General features: G+C 53.7%; 19 protein-coding genes and 1 pseudogene. 10 read left to right on the top strand and 10 right to left on the bottom strand.

Features of this window, described 5'->3' with window-relative positions; genetic code table 11:
• The 9 genes and pseudogenes from nusA to M0644_RS03555 all read right to left on the bottom strand — a co-directional run bounded on the left by nusA (window position 1) and on the right by M0644_RS03555 (window position 8,134).
• Window positions 1–1,188, bottom strand: coding sequence for a transcription termination factor NusA (gene nusA, locus M0644_RS03600; RefSeq protein ID WP_149818240.1), 1,188 nt, complete (start codon window positions 1,186–1,188; stop codon window positions 1–3).
• Window positions 1,189–1,228: 40 nt separating this feature from the next.
• Window positions 1,229–1,690 (bottom strand): ribosome maturation factor RimP, encoded by a 462-nt coding sequence (gene rimP / locus M0644_RS03595; protein WP_286626611.1) that lies wholly within the window; start codon window positions 1,688–1,690, stop codon window positions 1,229–1,231.
• A 215-nt stretch (window positions 1,691–1,905) separates the two neighbouring features.
• Window positions 1,906–2,205 carry a hypothetical protein gene (locus tag M0644_RS03590; protein ID WP_149818236.1) on the bottom strand — a complete coding sequence of 100 codons (300 nt, stop codon included), beginning with the start codon at window positions 2,203–2,205 and terminating at the stop codon, window positions 1,906–1,908.
• Between the two features lie 161 nt (window positions 2,206–2,366).
• Window positions 2,367–3,621, bottom strand: a pseudogene (arsJ, locus tag M0644_RS03580) (organoarsenical effux MFS transporter ArsJ).
• Window positions 3,622–3,631: 10 nt separating this feature from the next.
• Complete coding sequence (locus M0644_RS03575; protein WP_286626608.1) at window positions 3,632–4,642, bottom strand: ArsJ-associated glyceraldehyde-3-phosphate dehydrogenase; 1,011 nt, start codon at window positions 4,640–4,642, stop codon at window positions 3,632–3,634.
• Between the two features lie 87 nt (window positions 4,643–4,729).
• Window positions 4,730–5,338, bottom strand: a complete 609-nt coding sequence (locus M0644_RS03570; RefSeq protein ID WP_226972039.1) for a DUF4033 domain-containing protein — start codon at window positions 5,336–5,338, stop codon at window positions 4,730–4,732.
• Window positions 5,328–6,044, bottom strand: coding sequence for a hypothetical protein (locus M0644_RS03565; protein WP_286626607.1), 717 nt, complete (start codon window positions 6,042–6,044; stop codon window positions 5,328–5,330). The genes M0644_RS03570 and M0644_RS03565 overlap by 11 nt, the downstream gene beginning before the upstream one ends.
• 74 nt (window positions 6,045–6,118) lie before the next feature.
• The gene (locus tag M0644_RS03560; protein WP_286626606.1) at window positions 6,119–7,435 is read right to left on the bottom strand and encodes a DNA methyltransferase; all 1,317 of its coding nucleotides are present in this window, start codon (window positions 7,433–7,435) and stop codon (window positions 6,119–6,121) included.
• A gap of 141 nt (window positions 7,436–7,576) precedes the next feature.
• Entirely contained in the window at window positions 7,577–8,134 is a 558-nt protein-coding gene (locus tag M0644_RS03555; RefSeq protein WP_190278198.1) for an SPOR domain-containing protein, read from the bottom strand.
• Between the two features lie 84 nt (window positions 8,135–8,218).
• On the opposite strand from M0644_RS03555, the gene M0644_RS03550 reads away from it, so the two are divergent.
• The 9 genes from M0644_RS03550 (at window position 8,219) to M0644_RS03510 (ending at window position 15,842) form a co-directional block, all read left to right on the top strand.
• Complete coding sequence (locus tag M0644_RS03550; protein ID WP_286626605.1) at window positions 8,219–9,274, top strand: thiamine phosphate synthase; 1,056 nt, start codon at window positions 8,219–8,221, stop codon at window positions 9,272–9,274.
• Window positions 9,271–10,461 (top strand): bifunctional 2-polyprenyl-6-hydroxyphenol methylase/3-demethylubiquinol 3-O-methyltransferase UbiG, encoded by a 1,191-nt coding sequence (locus tag M0644_RS03545; RefSeq protein ID WP_286626604.1) that lies wholly within the window; start codon window positions 9,271–9,273, stop codon window positions 10,459–10,461. The genes M0644_RS03550 and M0644_RS03545 overlap by 4 nt, the downstream gene beginning before the upstream one ends.
• Window positions 10,458–11,399 carry a folate-binding protein YgfZ gene (locus tag M0644_RS03540; RefSeq protein WP_286626603.1) on the top strand — a complete coding sequence of 314 codons (942 nt, stop codon included), beginning with the start codon at window positions 10,458–10,460 and terminating at the stop codon, window positions 11,397–11,399. Before M0644_RS03545 ends, M0644_RS03540 begins: the two co-directional genes overlap by 4 nt.
• Window positions 11,400–11,473: 74 nt before the next feature.
• Window positions 11,474–11,884, top strand: coding sequence for a hypothetical protein (locus M0644_RS03535; protein ID WP_286626602.1), 411 nt, complete (start codon window positions 11,474–11,476; stop codon window positions 11,882–11,884).
• Window positions 11,868–13,217 carry a YvcK family protein gene (locus M0644_RS03530; protein ID WP_315863008.1) on the top strand — a complete coding sequence of 450 codons (1,350 nt, stop codon included), beginning with the start codon at window positions 11,868–11,870 and terminating at the stop codon, window positions 13,215–13,217. The genes M0644_RS03535 and M0644_RS03530 overlap by 17 nt, the downstream gene beginning before the upstream one ends.
• A 63-nt stretch (window positions 13,218–13,280) precedes the next feature.
• A complete protein-coding gene (locus M0644_RS03525) occupies window positions 13,281–13,871 on the top strand; it encodes a DUF3177 family protein (RefSeq protein WP_286626601.1) in 591 nt (196 codons plus the stop codon).
• 3 nt (window positions 13,872–13,874) lie between these two features.
• Window positions 13,875–14,531: a class I SAM-dependent methyltransferase gene (locus M0644_RS03520; RefSeq protein ID WP_286626600.1), complete on the top strand. Its 657-nt coding sequence runs from the start codon at window positions 13,875–13,877 to the stop codon at window positions 14,529–14,531.
• Window positions 14,531–15,091 (top strand): 2'-5' RNA ligase family protein, encoded by a 561-nt coding sequence (locus M0644_RS03515; protein ID WP_286626599.1) that lies wholly within the window; start codon window positions 14,531–14,533, stop codon window positions 15,089–15,091. The genes M0644_RS03520 and M0644_RS03515 overlap by 1 nt, the downstream gene beginning before the upstream one ends.
• A 391-nt stretch (window positions 15,092–15,482) precedes the next feature.
• Entirely contained in the window at window positions 15,483–15,842 is a 360-nt protein-coding gene (locus tag M0644_RS03510) for a PadR family transcriptional regulator (RefSeq protein WP_149818207.1), read from the top strand.
• Window position 15,843: 1 nt separating this feature from the next.
• On the opposite strand, the gene M0644_RS03505 is transcribed toward M0644_RS03510, so the two are convergent.
• Window positions 15,844–16,551: a uracil-DNA glycosylase family protein gene (locus tag M0644_RS03505; protein WP_149818205.1), complete on the bottom strand. Its 708-nt coding sequence runs from the start codon at window positions 16,549–16,551 to the stop codon at window positions 15,844–15,846.
• 433 nt (window positions 16,552–16,984) lie between these two features.
• Between M0644_RS03505 and M0644_RS03500 the strand changes: the two genes are divergently transcribed.
• Entirely contained in the window at window positions 16,985–17,503 is a 519-nt protein-coding gene (locus M0644_RS03500) for a phycocyanin subunit beta (protein ID WP_011057792.1), read from the top strand.
• Window positions 17,504–17,561: the final 58 nt, after the last annotated feature.

The following is a 17,561-nucleotide window of genomic DNA, read 5'->3' as shown; positions in this document are numbered from 1 at the left end:
CTAACTGGCAACTTGTTCTTCGAGGGCGGCCATGGCCAAGCGATCCTCCTCTTCATAGTTGTATTGGGAGCTATCGCGCACCTCAATTTTCCAGCCCGTTAGGCGAGTTGCCAAGCGCACATTTTGGCCTTCCTTACCAATGGCTTGGGAGACCTTATCCGGTGCCACAAGGACATGGGCAATGCGGGCTTCGGGGTTGATTAGCCGCACATCCTCTACCGGGGCGGGACTGAGGGAATTGGCAATATAGGTGGCTGGATCCGGCGACCAGCGGATCACATCAATTTTTTCCCCCCGCAGTTCATTCACCACTGCTTGAATGCGGGATCCCCGTGCCCCAATACAGGCACCCACCGGATCGACATCCCGCTCTAAGGTATCCACGGCAATTTTGGTGCGGGGGCCGACTTTATGATTCGGGGGATTGGCTTCGCGGGCAATGGCCACAATCCGCACCACTTCATCCTCAATTTCTGGCACCTCATTGGCAAAGAGATAGACCACCAAGCCAGCATCCGCACGGGAAACCTCCAATTGGGGGCCGCGCTGAGGTCCCTCTTTGACGCGCTTGAGATACACCTTGAATGTGGAGTTAGCGCGATAGTTGTCGTTGGGAAGTTGTTCCCGTTTCGGCAGTTCGGCCTCCACTTCCGGTTGGCTAGCATCGCTGCGCACAGCCATAATCACCGATCGCCGCTCAAACCGCAGGACGCGCCCCATGAGTACGGTGCCCTCGAGGTCTTTGAATTCCTCTTGGACGAGGCGACGCTGTTGATCTCGCAATTTCTGCGCCAGCACTTGCTTGGTTTGCATGGCGGCCATGCGACCAAATTCCTGATGGTCAGGGGTCACATCCAACAGCACCGTATCGCCGACACGGGCATCCTGCACCACCTCAATCACATCGGCAAGGGCAATTTCGCGATCGGGGTTCGCCACTGTTTCCGTAATCGTTTTGGTGGCCAAAACGCGGAAGCCCTCCTGCTCGGTGTCTAGTTCCACTTCAAAGTTGGCAAAGTGGTCTTCTTCAAAGTGACTATGATCCGGGCGCAGACTGCGGCGATAGCGTTCGTATCCCTTGAGCAGTGCTTCCTTGAGGGCTTGATGCACTGCGTGCTTGGGCAAATTCCGCTCTTGACTGATTTCATTGATCATGGCCCGTAGGCCGGGTAAGCGATAGATGGTCATCGTCTGTTACAACCTCGTTCATTAAGTAGATCAACTGCTGCTAAGGCTCACTGCTGGGGGTGTACAGTTGGACACTGGCAATGAGTGAGCGGGGAATCGCCAGCGATCGCCCCCGTTGATTGAGATAGACATTCGCTGCGTCACGGCGAATTAGGTTGCCCTCCCAAAGGGTTTTGCCCCGATGGGGTGCGGTGGTCGTGACCCGTACAGGAAAGCCACGAAAGGCATCAAAGTCGCGATCGCTACTCAAGTAATCCGACAGGCCGGGACTCGACACCTCGAGAACGTAGGCAAACTCCAACTCTGGCAGCCCATCCAAAGCCATCTCCAGTGCCCGACTCAGCCGTTCGCAATCCTCTAAGCTGGTGTCATTCTCAGGATGGCGCACCTCCACCCGTAAAATCGGGGGCGATTGATGGGTCAGCCACTGCACACTCACCAGATCAAGGTGTTCTTGGTCGGCAACCTGCTGGGCAAGGGTTTGCACCACAGGCAAAAGCATCTGTATCTGCATAGGAAATAAAAAAGGCGGGACATTGCCCACCACACCCAAACAATCTCAGAAAATGACAACCCCCCTTCCCTAGGGGAAGGAGACTTTTGAACCGTTCACAACAGAACGTTCATGGGTGCTGCCAATACACCACTCTTCGTAGCACTTAGTATAGCAGCTAACAGTGGGCGATCGCCACCCTGACCAACAGACCCGAGACGCTCCTAGCGATCGCTAAAATCGCCATTCGTCAGCTCATCACCGTCGTAGTCCTCTTCTTCTAGCTCCAAATCCTCCAAGACAGGATTCAAGAGCACTGCCATCTCCGCCTCATGGTGGGTGAGCCACTGGCCTGGGGTGCGGAACCAGCGGGGTGGGTTAATGTAGCGAGCATAGTACCACGGGGGAGCAGTGGGCTGGCTAATTTCCGCCTGTACCCGAATCTTCTCACCCGCATAGTAGGCATCTTCGGGCTCCACTTCCAACCACACTTTTTGGCCGATGATTTCTTGGGGGAGCATCATAATGGCAATTCCTCGGGGAACCTCTCCTACAGCCCTTTTCTGGAAGTACTACCCTGTCTCACGTGTGCTTTTACCGTGTTGAGGATATCTCATCCTTAGGAAAAGAACTGTACCTTACCTTAATTCTATTCAGTTGTAGCCGATCTGGGGAAATGTTGCAGTTACTCACCATCGCCCATCGCCAACGAGGGGTAGGGCTGCTGCCATTTCGGATCCTCGAGCTTTAGGGAAATGAGTCCAGCACAGAGGACAAAGACCATCGAAACCCACAGACAGCCGACAATGCCCCAAATTTGATAGATGAGGCCAGAGAGAACCGTTCCTGCTAGTCGCCCGCCGGAATTGGCCATGTAGTAAAAGCCAACATTCAAGGCCACCTTTTCATCATCGGTGTAAGCCAGCACCAAGTAGGAGTGGACTGCCGAATTCATGGCAAAAATCAAGCCAAAAAGGAGCAAGCCGCCAATAATGACGGCATTGGGATTCCAGTGGCTCATCAAGCCCAAGGCAATGACTGCTGGCACAATCGTCAGTGTAAACGTCCAAAACTGAATAGTGGCGGCTTGGGGAGGGCGACCGCGATTGAGGTATTTCAACAGCAGGGGTGCCGAGGACTGGACACCCCCATAGCCAATGACCCACAGGGCGAGAAAGCCCCCCCACTTCATAAAATGACCAGTTGAGAACACTTTGGAGATAGACGGGCAAACCCACCACAAACCAGACATCCCGCGCCCCAAAGAGGAAAAAGCGAGCGGCAGAAAGAATATTGATCTCCTTGCTCTTGGAAAAGAGTTGGCGAAATTTGATTTTCTTTTTGATCTGCCCCATCCCCCGTGGCAATAACAAACCGCTGAACAGGATCAAGATAAGCGCGATCGCCATAATCCACAGGGACGCTCTATAGCCCGCCAATGTCAGCAACACACTGCCAACAAAGAAACCCACCCCCTTGAGGGCATTTTTAGAACCCGTCAGAATCGCCACCCACTTAAAGAGCCGTGACTCCGCCTCTTGGGGCACCACTAAGCGAATGGCGCTCTTAGAACTCATCTTTGTCAGGTCTTTGGCCACCCCCGACATCGCCTGTGCCGCCATCACATAGGGCACCGCAAACCACAAGGGCCATTCTTGCGTTAGGGGCGTGAGCATGATCAGCGAGATCACCTGTAAACCAATGCCCGCGTAGAGGGTGACATTCAGCCCTAAACGGGAACCAATCCAGCCACCGAGAAAGTTGGTGACAATGCCAAAAATTTCATAGAAGAGAAAGAGGAAGGCAATTTGCAGCGGTGTGTAGCCAATCTGGTTAAAGTAGAGCAGCACTAGCATCCGCAGTGCGCCATCGGTAATCGTGAACCCCCAGTAGGCGAGGGTAACAATCATATAGTTGCGGACACTGGTGGACACAGCCATAGCAGACTCCCTAGGGCAAAGTAGTGGCGACGTGACGAGCTAATTCGGCCATGCGATTGCTGTAGCCCCATTCGTTGTCGTACCACGCGAGAATTTTTACCTGCGTTTCATCCACAACCATTGTGGAGAGGGCATCGACAATACTTGAACGGGGGTCGTTGCAATAGTCAATGGAAACAAGAGGGCGCTCCTCATAACCGAGAATTCCCTTGAGCTGACCGTTTGCCGCCGCTTTCAGGGCTGCATTCACCTCTGTTACACTAGTGGGGCGGCTGACTTCAAAAACACAGTCGGTGAGGGACGCATTCAACAGCGGTACCCGCACGGCTAAGCCATTGAGTTTGCCTTGGAGTTCTGGATAAATCAGCCCAATAGCAGTGGCTGAACCCGTGGTTGTCGGCACAAGAGACATTAGACTAGAGCGGGCACGGCGCAAGTCCTTGTGGGGGGTATCCACCACTGTTTGCGTATTGGTGACATCGTGGATCGTGGTGATCAAGCCGTGGCGAATGCCAAGGGTTTCGTGAATGACCTTAACGACGGGGGCAAGGCAATTTGTCGTACAGGAGGCGGCGGTGAGTAAGTGGTGTTCTTGGGGATTGTAGAGATGGTCATTGACGCCCATGACAATGTTGAGAGCCTGTTCTTTGACGGGGGCAGCAACAATCACTTTTTTCACCCCAACTGCAAAGTAGGCCGCCAGTTGCTCAGCGGTACGGAATTTACCGGAGCACTCTAGGACAATGTCCACCGCGCGCTCTTGCCAAGGTACCTCTGCTGGGGTTTTTGCTTCCGAAAAGGTCAGGATCTGATCGTTGATGGCGATCGCCCCCTCTTTGGCCTCGATAGTTTGGAGCCAGCGGCCATGCACCGAGTCAAACTCTAGCAAATGGGCGGCAGCGGTTGTGCCTCCTTTAATCTCGTTAATGTGGCGAAAGTCGAGTTCAGGCCAACCCCACGCGGCACGCAAAACCAAGCGACCAATGCGGCCAAAGCCATTAATGCCGATGCCAACGCCCATCGTTGCTGCTCCAGCGGGACATCCCTACGTTATTTCAAATAATCTTGAATTGTCAATCAGCAAAAATTCTTTCTGAAAGGAATGCTCTTAAACGTGGGAGCAGGGGGGTTGACTCGGATCTTCCCAACACGGCGGCAGCGTCGGCTCAGGAATCGGCTGGGCAGGGGTACCAAAAACCATTTCGCAACTGTAGTCGCTAAAGTTGGGCGTCATCGTCAAGGGAATGCCAAATCGCTGCCGAAAGAATTGCTCTGTGGGCTTTTTGCACAGGTTGATACAGAGTGCCACGCATTGAGATTCAGCAAGATAGCGGCATTTTTGAATGCGCACGCCACTGTGTTGCCATTGACGGGGTTGATCGGGGGGAATGACCTCGACCCAGTAGCGATCGCTGGCTCCCACTAACCAGCCCGTGAGGCGGGTGGCAAACCACGCATTCCACTCACAGACCCAACGGGTCGGGCGAAAGAGTGTGCGCACCAAGGTGCTGATGACAGGGGGGACTAACCGATCAAAGACGGTGGCCACGATAGCCTGCTGCTGCACGGGCGATCGCCCCTGCTTCACTTGCCGTGTGATTTCAACAAAACCAACATAGTCGAATCGCTGTGGCTCAACTCCAATGACACTAGCGATCGCTCGAATCAACCGAGCCAAGCACCATCGCTCTAGCCAGTTGAGGGACTCAGGCGGCATCGTCAAGCTGATCGAGCACCTCAAGGGCAGCACGGCGAACGATTGGATCCGTTTCCTGTCCCAGCAGCAAATACAGGGCTTCCTGCACCTGGCGGCAATCAGTATTTCTAGGGACACGTGCTAACTGGCGAATGGCCACTAGCCGATGGAGCGGTTGCGGATGGGTGAGGTCAGCAAACCATTGGGACACCTGTTGGGTCTGATGCTGCTGTTGCAGTTGCCCCATGAGCGTCCCAAGCAGGGCAATGACGGCCACTAAAAGAATGCCGAGGATGACAAGCGCCACCACGAGCCATGGATCTGCGGTGTGCTGACCCAAATGCAAAAGGGTATAGGTGCCCAAACAGGCCAACAGACCCGCGACCACCGTAAAGGCGAAGGGATGGTGTAGCCATTGGGACATCTGTTGGCGCAGGTCTTGCCATAGGGTCAACAGTCGGCATTGCCAGCGACTGAGGAGAAAAATCGTACCCACACCGCTCAGGGTGGCCACCATCAAGGGGCCATCGGTTTGCCACAGGAGAAGGCCGGCCCCCAGTCCGCCGATGACCAGCAAAAGACGCTCAGACAGCAGATTAAAAACGAAGGATTTCCAGCGCAGCCGTTGCGATCGCGTCGCGTGCCCTTTGGGCAATCGCCTGTGGTGCAACACAGCTGAGTGCCGTTGAGGTCGCGGCAATGACCATTTCGCCCAAGAGGTAACCATAGGGTGGGTGTACTGCCAGTTGATGCCTTATTTTACAGTAATTCTTAAGGTACAGCCCATCTGGACTGACTCGACTATCCTTTCCAGCGTAGGATCACCACTTCTTCGCGCAGTTGCTCCTTAGTGGCACTGGCAAACCGTGTTCGGAAGAGATCTGTGCGCACAACCTCATAGCCAAGGGCTTGGGCAATGTCAGCCAATAACTGACCTGTGCGAATCATCACCCGCAAATAGGAGGCTTGATCACCCACGACGTAGGCCAATTGGGCATTGGGACGCAACCGCGATCGCAGGGCGGCCAAGTGACGCGCCATGCCACCAAAATAGAGCTTTGTTACCCTGCTGTAGCGTCTCTCAAAGCCAGACGTTTTACCCAGCTCAATTCTGCGGCGTTCAATTTCAGCTGCTATCTCCTGAATTGCAGGATGGTTTTGAATCCACTGATCGTCATCATCGGTTTTGTACACATTGCGGGTGTTGGAACGGATCAGACCCTTCTTAAAGACTTGTAAATCCGCCTTGGTTTTGATAAAGCCCAATACCACCGATTCAAGGCGGGTTGTTCTGGTGTAGTCCTTTTCGTTGGGGTAAGGCGGTGACGTGATCACTGCATCCACTGATTGTGGCGCCAAGACTGCATCTAAGCATCGTGCATCTGCCAAATAAACATGGGCAAGACCACTATCCCGTTCTTTTGCTACTCGCAAATCCTCGGCCATTTCTTCAATCTTGGCCAGCCAAGGGGTGATCACTGGTACATCCACTTTCGGTTTGCCGACACTAACTTCAGGGCCAAAGCGCAAATTACTCACGGCAAAAACCAGTATGTTGGCGATCGCTAGCAGTTGATGCCGATAGACCTGTTCTATTCTGTATTTCTCTAAGCAGTCAAGGAGTACCAAGACCTTGTGCAAGGGAATCGGGCTGATCGACCCCGTAAGGATGAGTTTATGTTGCTCTGGCGAGAGTTGGCGTAACGGTAGATCCGCAATATTCCCCTCAAAAGGCAGCGAGTCCTCTATCCCTTGCTGCCGCAGGATGTCAAGGGCAAATTCTGCGATCTCACAGGAGTGACGGTAGAGTAAATCCGGATCAACATCCCAATCCGTCTTAACACACGTCGCAAAATGGGCAAATGGATTGGCTTCGGTACCCAATGAGGGGATTCCACGCAGCTTCGACTCAACCAGCGTTGTGCCTGTGCCGCAAAAGGGGTCGAGGATGACACTCTCTGCATTCAAGCCAAAGTCTTCTATATAATCCCTCACAAGATGGGGCGGATAAGAGAGCACAAACCGATACCAGTCATGAAAGGCGCGGTCTTGCTCATCTATCTTGTTGATATTGCCATTGTCTTTGGGAACGGTTGTATCCTCAGAATGTTTTAGCAACTCAACTCCTGTGGCGATTTGCTCCTAATCCTCTAAAGTCTATGAAAAATTGACTGCATTGGCAGGGGGTTCACTTCACTGCCTCAAAAAGCGGGCATTCTTTAGGCCTCTTTGCAGCGTTCTTGATCCAATTGAGGTCGTTTAGGGCAGACGTTGAATCTCAGCGCGGAAGCCATTGACCTCCATAAAGGCGCGCATTTCGGTGGCATTGGCCTCGTTTTGGAAACTTCCCACTTGTAGGGCGCGGCGCTGACCCAAGGTAATGGGTATCACTTCGGGAACGAGCGATCGCAGGCGTTCTTGATTGGCCAGATCATCCTCCCGCAAATCCAAAACAATGACTCGAAACCGCGTTCTGGGGGCTACGGGAGCTAGTGTTGCCAAGTTTGCATCAGAAATGTCTGGTGGGGGCGGCAATTGATTCATCGCGCGATCGCGACCCACAAATCCCATCGGAATCGGGCCACTAGGCACCGGCAATCGTTCGAGGGAGTTGTCAAGCTGCTGCGGCGGTGGGGTGGGAATTGGCGCGGTACTCACCTCTGGGGCAGGCACGGGAATCGGGATGACGGTATTCACCTCTGGCGGTGGCACGGGGATGGGAATCGGTTCTGCCGCCAATACGGGCGTCCCCCAACCCATTAGGATCAAACATAGGTGACTCAACCACGGCTGGGAGTGAATGCTGAAACGGCTCATCAAAAACTTCATTGCGCTATCAACAATGCCGATGAACGGTGAACAGAACTGTGTTGATTCTTTTCTGTGGGGATCGGACGTGCTATGCAAAATTTAGCTCCCGGATTTGAGGGGCAACGCATCCGGCGGATTCTCGATGCCAACCTTGACCGTGCCCGCGAAGGTCTGCGGGTGATTGAGGAATGGTGCCGCTTTGGCCGCGAAGATGCTGCCCTGAGTGCAGAATGTAAAGATTTGCGCCAAACCCTTGGCCGCTACCATACCCCAGAGTTGCGGGCGGCACGACAAACGGATCAGGATCCGGGGACTGCTTTGCGTCATCCGCAGGAGCGCGATCGCCAGACCCTCAGCGAGGTGCTCACTGCTAACTTTGCCCGTGTCCAAGAAGCCCTGCGGGTGATTGAAGAATACGCGAAATTGACGGACACTGAGCTGAGTGACACCGCCAAAGCCCTCCGCTATCGCGTTTACATTCTCGAGCAAGCCTTGATCCTCAACCCGCGCCACGCTCGAGCGCAACGCCTGCAAGGGGCAAAGCTCTATCTGGTGACTGCCCCCAGCGATCGCCTGCTGGAAACCGTCGAAGCTGCTTTGAAGGGGGGACTGCCCCTTGTGCAATACCGCGACAAAACCAGTGATGATCACACCCGTCTAACCACGGCTCGCCAGTTACAAGCGCTCTGCCAACGCTACGGCGCCCTGTTTTTGGTCAACGATCGCGTGGATATTGCCGTGGGTGCCAATGCCGATGGTGTCCACCTCGGACAGACGGATATTCCCATGGAACTGGCTCGGCAAATTTTAGGGCGCGATCGCCTCGTGGGACGCTCGACCACCAATCCCCAAGAACTGGAGCGTGCCATTGCTGAAGGTGCCGATTATGTGGGTGTTGGGCCGATTTTTGCGACTCCTACCAAACCCGGTAAAGCGGCTGTGGGCTTTGACTATCTCCAATACGCCCGCAAACACGCCCCGATGCCGCAGTTTGCCATTGGCGGCATTGATCTCAGTAACATTGATGAGGTGGTCAAGGCCGGGGCGACTCAGGTGGCCGTTGTCCGCGCCATTATGGATGCGGCTGACCCAGAGGCAACCACCCGAGAATTATTACGACGCTTATCTCAAGGGGAACCATCATGACCTCGGCGGCTGAGATTACTGCTGCTGTGCGGCAACTGTACAATACCTATCCTTTTCCGCCGGAACCGCTCCTTGATGAGCCACCACCGGGGTACAACTGGCGCTGGTCTTGGCCGGCGGCCTATAGCTTTTGCACAGGACGCTATCCCTCCCAGTTGGACGTTGCCATTCTCGATGCTGGCTGTGGCACTGGTGTAGGAACGGAATATCTCGCCCATTTGAATCCGCAGGCAAAGATTACTGCGTTGGATCTCAGTGAGGGTGCTTTGGAGATTGCCCGCGAGCGCTGCCGGCGATCGGGCGCCACCAATGTCGAATTTCACCACCTGAGCCTAGAGGATGTGGCACAACTGGGGCAAAGGTTCCAGATGATTAACTGTGTGGGCGTGCTGCACCATCTGCCGGATCCGCAGCGGGGCATTCAAGCTCTCGCCGATGTTCTTGCTCCCGGCGGCATTTTGCACATCTTTGTTTATGGAGCCTACGGTCGCTGGGAAATTAAACTGATGCAGCAGGCCATTGCCTTACTTCAGGGGAGCGATCGCCACAACTATCGCGAGGGGGTGGCCATTGGACGGCAACTCTTTGCCGCATTGCCCCAGAACAATCGCCTGAAAAAGCGTGAGCAGGAGCGCTGGAGCCTCGAAAATCAGCGGGATGAATGCTTTGCCGACATGTACGTGCATCCCCAAGAAATTGACTACACGATCGCCAGCCTCTTTGACCTCATTGCTGCCTCTGGCCTAGAATTCGTTGGCTTTTCTAACCCTCAAGTTTGGCGGTTGGAGCGGCTATTGGGCAGCCAGCCAGAACTGTTGCACCGCGCACAGCACTTAGATCCGATCCAGCAATATCAACTCATTGAATGCCTTGACCCTGAGGCAATGACCCACTTTGAGTTCTTTTTGGCCAAGCCGCCGCTGCCCCGTCACGATTGGTCTGAGGATGCGGCTTTGCTGGTGGCTATTCCGTGGCGACACCCCTGCTTAGACGGTTGGCCGGGGGTCTGTGTCTTTAACTGTCACTATGATGTGATTCAGCTCAATCAGGCTGAGCAGCAATTTCTGACGGCTGCGACGGGTCAAAAAAACGTGGCTGAGTTATTAGCTGAGCAACCGGGCTTCAATCTTGCAGGGGTGCGATCGCTCCTTGAGCGGGACTTGCTTCTCTTAGGAGTAAAAGAATGACGGATCTACTGGAAACAGTCTCTGCCAGTGGTGCAGTCTATGATTGCAGTCATTGGGGGCGCCTACGCCTCACGGGGGGCGATCGCCTAAAGTTTTTGCACAATCAAAGCTCCAATAACTGTCTTGTCTTGCAACCCGGCCAAGGGGCAGATACGGTTTTTCTGACCTCGACGGCGCGCACCCTTGATCTTGTCACCCTACTTGTTCATATGGAGTGGGTGGATCTACTGGTGTCACCGCAGCGCCGCGAGTTTCTCTTGAAATGGCTCGATAAGTACATCTTCTTTGGCGACGATGTGCAGGTGAGCGATCGCACTTCTGACAGTTACTGCTACCGAGTGTTCGGTGCCGTTTCGGATCAGATCGCTGACCAATTGGGTCTGCAACCGTTTTCCCAGCCCTACGCTCATGTGACTCTCACCTACGAAAACGCTCCCATAACCATTGCTGCCACCAGTGGCTTAGCGATTCCGGGCTTGACCCTTTGGAGCGATCGCCCCCTCACAGATCTCCTCAATGCCCATCTCCAACTGAATGATACCGACTGGGAACACCTACGCATCCGCCAAGGGCGACCCGCTGCCGACGCTGAACTCACCGAAGACTATAACCCCCTCGAAGCCCGACTGGGGCATACGATTTCTTTCAATAAGGGCTGCTACATTGGCCAAGAGACGATCGCCCGCCTCAACACCTACCAAGGGGTCAAACAACATCTCTGGGGACTGGAATTGAGTGCCGTTGTTCCCGCCCCAACTCCCCTACTTTTGGAAGGGGAAAAAGTGGGTCTGCTCACCAGTTGTACGCCCCTAAATGGGGGTGCCTTTGGTCTAGGCTATGTGCGCACCAAAGTGGGCGGTGCCGGGTTAACCTTGCACACCCCAGAGGGCATCATTGCTCAAGTGGTTGAGGTGCCCTTCTTAAGAACTGTTGCCTAAAAATACTCTCAGCAGAGAATGCTATAATCCAATCGGTTCGTGCAGAAAATTTACTGACCGAAGGAAGGAAGCCTATGGCGACGGCACAGGTGTTAGCGTTCATGCAAAAGACCGCTGAAGATACCCAACTACGAGATGAACTGGAGAACCTTCTGGGGGTAGGGGATGGCAATATCAGCGGCGCTGCCGAACTAGATGCTGAGGAACTCGCTGCCCTGCGAGGAGAGATGGCGCCTAAGGTGGTGGATTTTGCCAGTCAACATGGTTTTGAATTTTCCACCGATGAACTCATTCAAGTGGTTGATTCCTTTGCTCAGCACCAAGCAGGGGAAATTAGCGATGATGAATTTTCCGGGATTTTAGGTGTTCCCATTAACAGTAATCATGCCGAACACAAAAAACAAGTGGCCAATCCTCTGCAGCGCCTAGCCCGCTATCTGAGCAAAACCTATTTGGGTATTGGTGCGGATGAGGAGAGCGAATAAGGCTCAACCACTCTCAGCGAAGCTACGGCCAGCCCGTCGTAAAATCCGTTTGTGGTCCCAATGGTTGCTCCCTGGGCTACTGGTGAAACGATGGCTCCTAATTAGTGCAGTTGGCGTTTTGCTGGCTAGTCTGGGCTTTGCCATTAGCATCAACCTCACCCCCATTTTTTACTTCCTGCAATTTCTAGAGCAGTTTGTTCAAAGTATTGCCCGTTTTGTGCCCAGCTACATCAGTGGCCCTTTACTGCTGCTTGGGGGGTTGGCACTGATTGCTTGGGGCTATGCCCGCACCCTTGGCTCGATTACGGAAGTCCTGTTGCCAGAAGACGACAAGGCCTTGGTGGAGCGGCTGCTCATCCATCGGCGGCTAGGCAGGGGGCCAAGAATTGTTGCTATTGGGGGGGGAACTGGTCTCTCCACCCTCTTGCGGGGACTCAAGCTCTATAGTTCCAATATCACTGCCATTGTGACGATGGCCGATGATGGCGGCTCATCCGGACGACTGCGGCGGGAAATTGGGGTGTTGCCACCGGGGGATATTCGCAACTGCTTGGCGGCTCTTGCCGATGAGGAGAAAATCGTCACTGAACTGTTTCAATATCGCTTTGAAGCGGGGGATGGCTTAGCAGGGCACAGTTTTGGCAATTTGTTTCTGACGGCGATGACAAATATCACGGGGGATCTGGAGCGAGCGATCGCCACCAGTTCAGCGGTCTTGGCCATTCGTGGTCAAGTGTTGCCAGCCACCCTAACAGATATGACCCTTTGGGCACGCCTTGCCGATGGTCGCCTCATTCATGGGGAGTCCAACATTACAGCCGCCCGCGGCAAAATTGTCGAAATTGGTTGCTCTCCCCCTGCCCCCAAAGCCCTACCCCGCGCCATTCAAGCTCTCCATGAAGCCGACTACATTATCCTTGGCCCCGGCAGTCTCTATACGAGTATCATTCCCAATCTTTTGGTGCCTGAGATTGCCCAAGCCCTAGCGGAGCGGCAGTGCCCCTGTGTTTACGTCTGCAACATTATGACGCAGCCGGGGGAAACCGATGGCTATGCTGTGAGTGATCATGTGCGTGCTCTTGATGCGGTCACGGGCGATCGCCTGTTTGATGCAGTGCTGGTGCAAAAATATCCCCCCAGTGCTGCTCACCTTGAACGCTATGCGCAGCAGGGAAGTACCGCTGTGGCTATTGATCGGGAAGCCCTGACCCGCCAAAACTGTCGGCTGATCCTTGCTGATGTGATGGACGAATCCACGCCAACCGTGCGCCATGATTCGCAAAAGTTAGCAGCCATTCTGATGCGTTGGTATGAACGCGTGCGATCGCTCTAGCCTTGTGCCTTGGGAAGGCGATCCCTAATAATAGAACCGTTGCACTTGGGTCTGTGGCCTGCCATGTCCTTGGAACTTCTGCGCTCGCTCGTGTGGATGGACTACCGCCTTGCGGTGCTCTTTACTGTAATTATTCCCTTGATCCTGTTGCTGTGGTCAACGGTTAAAAATGTGCCAGCGATTACCCAACTGCTGATTATCTATTGGCGGGTGGCCAGTCTATTGGCGATTACGGTGTACCTGATGATGCCGCAGTGGCCAGTGGCCTACGTCACCGGATTTATGGCCTTGGTGCTGATTCCCATTAGCCTCTGGTTTTGGGTGGATCTCAATGAGGAAATTAGCGATCGCCAAGATTTGATTGGTCAGGTCTTTAGTAGCTGGCGTTGGGCAATCACGCTCTACTGTACCCTTGCCGCCATTGGTCAGGCCTTTTATTTGCCCTGTGCGTTTGTCGCTGGTGCCGTTCAGACCCCCAGTTGCCAAGTCTGGCTCGAGCCGCCCCTGATGTTCAAAGATATTTTCCATGCCCAAGCCCGCGCCGGTACCCTTGGCTTCTTTGCCGCCGTTGCCCTTGTCATCTATATGCTCTATCTGAGCTACTTTGTGTTTGTGCGCTTACCCAAGCAGGGGCGATCGGCGACGGGTCTATAGCCTATGCCGCTGCAACGCATTCTTGAACCTGAGGTCATGGAAACGCCAGAAACGGCTGCCGCCTATGACGCCATGGATTTTACTGCCGTTAATGCCGTCTTCTGTGAAGATTTAGCCGCAGTCTTACCCAATGTTGAGCAACCTCTAAAAGTCTTAGATGTGGGTACAGGGAACGGGCGGATTCTGCAAATGCTGCATCAACGCTATCCCCATTGGCAACTAACAGGGATTGACCTCAGTCCAGCCATGCTGGCGATCGCCCGCCACCACAGTCCGCAATTAAACTTTATTCAAGGGGATGCCAAAGCCTTGCCCTTTGCCGACGCGAGTTTTGATGTTGTGATCAGTAATAGCTTGATCCATCACCTAGCGGATCCGCGGCCTGCCCTTGGCGAAATGCTGCGGGTGCTGCGTCCCCAAGGGACGTTGTTTATCCGTGACCTTTATCGCCCAGAAACATTGGCCGAACTGCAAGCCTTGGTTGAGCAATATGCGGGTCAAGACCCGCCCCAGCAACGGCAACTGTTTGCCGATTCGCTCCATGCGGCACTGACCTTAACGGAAATGGGGGATCTGTTCAAAACCTTGCCGCAGCCGCCGCAGCAGTGGCAAGCCACCCTCACCTCCGATCGCCATTGGACCGTTGTGGCACAGCGCTAATGAACCGGCGGCATTACTTTATTGCTTTGTTGCCCAATGCTGACATTCAGGCGGAAGTCACCCGCCTCAAGCAGTATTGTTGCGATCGCTACCAAACCCAAGCAGCACTACGCTCCCCACCCCACGTCACCCTCTATCCCCCCTTTTGGTGGCCACATGTAGCAGTAGCAGATCTAGAGCAAGCCCTAGAAACCTTTTCCCGCCAAGCTGCTCCAGTGGAATTGATTCTCAATGGCTTTGCTGCCTTTCCGCCGCGGGTCATTTACATTCATGTTGCCGCCACCCCAGATCTGAAAATGCTCCAAGCCAACTTAGTTAAGAGCGTAGCTCAACCCTTGAACCTTCCCTTCACCCGGCGGCACCCTTTTACCCCCCACATGACGATCGCCTTTCGTGATTTAACCAAGGACAACTTTCGCCACGCTTGGGCAGACTTTCAAGCACAATCCTTTGCGGCTCGCTGTTGGGTATCCCACCTCACACTGCTGGTGCACAATGGCCGCCGCTGGCAGATTTATCGTGAATTTTTGTTAAGAAATCTTGCCCCTGATGCCCCTTGAAATCAATTTGCAACAAGCCAATGACTTGATTTTTGCCAACTGCGGAATTATGATGCAAGGAACACTTTTCTCTCAGACTTCCTAAAATCAGAAGTATAGCCCTTTGCCCAAGGATGGCCCACGCTTAAAATCGTGAAAGCCGATACGGGAGAAGACTGTTTCTCCTATATTTCAGGAAAGGGTTGTAAAACAATATTGTAGTCTTGGTAGTGATAAATACTTAGTGACTTTCATGCGCTATATGAGGCTAGAGGCAAGTGCTGATATTAAGGGGGGAGTATTTGTGTTTTCTATCGTTTGGAGCAACAGAGTTGAATTCAGACGCTTCCATGATCTGAGGAATTTTGGGGAGTCAATGGATCAGCAGTAGCCCATTGCTGAGGATAAGGTTATGAAACTGGAAGATATCTACACCTTTTTCCGCCAGCCACCGCCTGTTTACCTGAGCAAGGAAGTTGCGGTGTGCTATGTGCTCTATACCCTTGTGGAAAAGGGGGACTCCTATGGCACGGCGCTGATTCAAGCCATTGAAAACGAATATCCTCTTTACCGCCTTTCTGATACGGTTCTTTACAGCGCCCTCAAATTCCTCGAGGATGAGGGAATTATTGATGGTTATTGGAAGAAGGTGGAAGGTCGCGGTCGGCCGCGGCGAATGTACCACATTGTTGGCGAAAAGGAGCAACAGGCGCGGGAACTTTCGGAGCTTTGGCTACGCTATTTGCAGGAACATCCCCACCGTCAGGAGTAATCTAAGCATCGAGTTGGCGCAGGCGATCGCGCACGGCTTGCATATCCTGCCACGTTAGCCACTTGGGACTGCCCGGCTCCCGCGAGTTATTTCGCAACAGATAAGCAGGATGAAAAATCGGCATACACCAGCGTCCCTGCCATTCAATCCACTGGCCACGAATTTTGGTAATGCCGCGATTATCTTTCAGCAATCCAGAGACAGCCGTTGCCCCCGCCAGCAAAATAATGCGGGGATTCACCAAGCGAATCTGCTCTAGGAGGTAGGGCAAACAGGCTGCTGCTTCAACGGGTGTTGGGACGCGGTTGCCGGGGGGGCGGCACTTCACAATGTTGCAGATATAGGCATCCCGTTCACTATCGAGATTGACCGAAGCAAGGATTTTATCGAGGAGCTGCCCTGCCTTGCCAACAAAGGGGCGACCTGTTTCATCCTCCGCTTGACCCGGTCCTTCCCCAATAATCATCAGCTTGGCGGCGGGATTACCACGGCTGACCACCACATGGGTACGGGTGGCCGCTAAGCCACAGCGTTGACACTGCTGACAATGCGCCGCAAGCGCCTCCAAGTCGCGGTAGGTACCGGCGGGAATGGGCACCTCAGCCCGCAGTGGAATTTGATCGTAGGTGGCAGCATCAAGGGGCGTCGCTGGTGCAGGTTCGGCCTCGGTGGGGGTGTCAAATAAGCTAAATTGCAACGGTTCACTCATGTGGATCGTAACTTCCTGAGAATAATGTTAAAGAAACTTCACGAAACTTAGGAAAAACTTAGGACAAATCGCACCAATTTTATGGCGATCGCGGGAAGCTTAATTTATCTCACAAAAGTATTTTACAAATTAATAACTACGGCGAAACAGGTTTCCCACTGCATTGTATAAGAAATACCTGAAGGGTTTAACAGCACGGTTGTTGACCTCACCTAGGGAAACACAGGCTGTTATTCGACCTTTCCGGCACCCACCACTGTGGTGTTCGTGACCTGACATATCCACACCAAGGATCAGCTTGGTCGCTCTAAGGTTGCTTGACACAGCCTTTATGGGTTGACACAAAAACACCATAAAAATCCTGCAATCCCGCTAGGGGCAGGAATGTCAAGAAGTTCTAACTTCTTTAACAACCTTTAAGGAGAATTGATCCATGCTAGATGCATTTGCCAAAGTTGTCGCTCAGGCCGATGCCCGCGGTGAATTCCTCACCAACGCCCAGTTCGATGCCCTGTCCAACTTGGTGAAAGAAGGCAACAAGCGTCTGGATGCCGTCAACCGCATCACCAGCAATGCCTCCACGATCGTTGCTAACGCTGCTCGTGCCCTCTTTGCAGAGCAACCCCAACTGATCCAACCCGGTGGGAATGCTTACACCAACCGTCGTATGGCTGCTTGCCTGCGCGACATGGAAATCATCTTGCGCTATGTGACCTACGCCATTTTGGCCGGTGACTCCAGCGTCCTCGATGATCGCTGCTTGAACGGTCTGCGGGAAACCTACCAAGCCCTTGGTACCCCCGGCTCCTCCGTGGCTGTGGCTATCCAAAAAATGAAAGATGCCGCGATCGCGATCGCCAATGATCCCAATGGCATCACCCCTGGCGATTGCAGCGCCCTGATGTCCGAGATTGCTGGCTACTTTGATCGTGCCGCTGCCGCCGTTGCCTAAGACACAGCTACCGTCTTGTAACTTTGACCGTTCTGAACACGCACATTTTTTAGGGAGA

The organism is Thermosynechococcus sp. B1, assembly GCF_030322985.1.
In the GTDB taxonomy this organism is placed as follows: Bacteria; Cyanobacteriota; Cyanobacteriia; order Thermosynechococcales; family Thermosynechococcaceae; genus Thermosynechococcus.
This window is presented reverse-complemented; position numbering and strand designations above follow the sequence as displayed.

Bases quoted from the DNA above. Each gene is read 5' to 3' on its own strand.
- M0644_RS03520 (WP_286626600.1), top strand. From the start codon at position 13,875: ATGCCGCTGCAACGCATTCTTGAACCTGAGGTCATGGAAACGCCAGAA.
- M0644_RS03540 (WP_286626603.1), top strand. From the start codon at position 10,458: ATGACGGATCTACTGGAAACAGTCTCTGCCAGTGGTGCAGTCTATGAT.
- rimP (WP_286626611.1), bottom strand. From the start codon at position 1,690: ATGCTTTTGCCTGTGGTGCAAACCCTTGCCCAGCAGGTTGCCGACCAA.
- nusA (WP_149818240.1), bottom strand. From the start codon at position 1,188: ATGACCATCTATCGCTTACCCGGCCTACGGGCCATGATCAATGAAATC.
- M0644_RS03525 (WP_286626601.1), top strand. From the start codon at position 13,281: ATGTCCTTGGAACTTCTGCGCTCGCTCGTGTGGATGGACTACCGCCTT.
- M0644_RS03570 (WP_226972039.1), bottom strand. From the start codon at position 5,338: ATGCCGCCTGAGTCCCTCAACTGGCTAGAGCGATGGTGCTTGGCTCGG.
- M0644_RS03510 (WP_149818207.1), top strand. From the start codon at position 15,483: ATGAAACTGGAAGATATCTACACCTTTTTCCGCCAGCCACCGCCTGTT.
- M0644_RS03505 (WP_149818205.1), bottom strand. From the start codon at position 16,551: ATGAGTGAACCGTTGCAATTTAGCTTATTTGACACCCCCACCGAGGCC.
- M0644_RS03555 (WP_190278198.1), bottom strand. From the start codon at position 8,134: ATGAGCCGTTTCAGCATTCACTCCCAGCCGTGGTTGAGTCACCTATGT.
- M0644_RS03565 (WP_286626607.1), bottom strand. From the start codon at position 6,044: ATGGTTACCTCTTGGGCGAAATGGTCATTGCCGCGACCTCAACGGCAC.
- M0644_RS03550 (WP_286626605.1), top strand. From the start codon at position 8,219: ATGCAAAATTTAGCTCCCGGATTTGAGGGGCAACGCATCCGGCGGATT.
- M0644_RS03545 (WP_286626604.1), top strand. From the start codon at position 9,271: ATGACCTCGGCGGCTGAGATTACTGCTGCTGTGCGGCAACTGTACAAT.
- M0644_RS03530 (WP_315863008.1), top strand. From the start codon at position 11,868: ATGAGGAGAGCGAATAAGGCTCAACCACTCTCAGCGAAGCTACGGCCA.
- M0644_RS03535 (WP_286626602.1), top strand. From the start codon at position 11,474: ATGGCGACGGCACAGGTGTTAGCGTTCATGCAAAAGACCGCTGAAGAT.
- M0644_RS03500 (WP_011057792.1), top strand. From the start codon at position 16,985: ATGCTAGATGCATTTGCCAAAGTTGTCGCTCAGGCCGATGCCCGCGGT.
- M0644_RS03575 (WP_286626608.1), bottom strand. From the start codon at position 4,642: ATGGGCGTTGGCATCGGCATTAATGGCTTTGGCCGCATTGGTCGCTTG.
- M0644_RS03515 (WP_286626599.1), top strand. From the start codon at position 14,531: ATGAACCGGCGGCATTACTTTATTGCTTTGTTGCCCAATGCTGACATT.
- M0644_RS03590 (WP_149818236.1), bottom strand. From the start codon at position 2,205: ATGATGCTCCCCCAAGAAATCATCGGCCAAAAAGTGTGGTTGGAAGTG.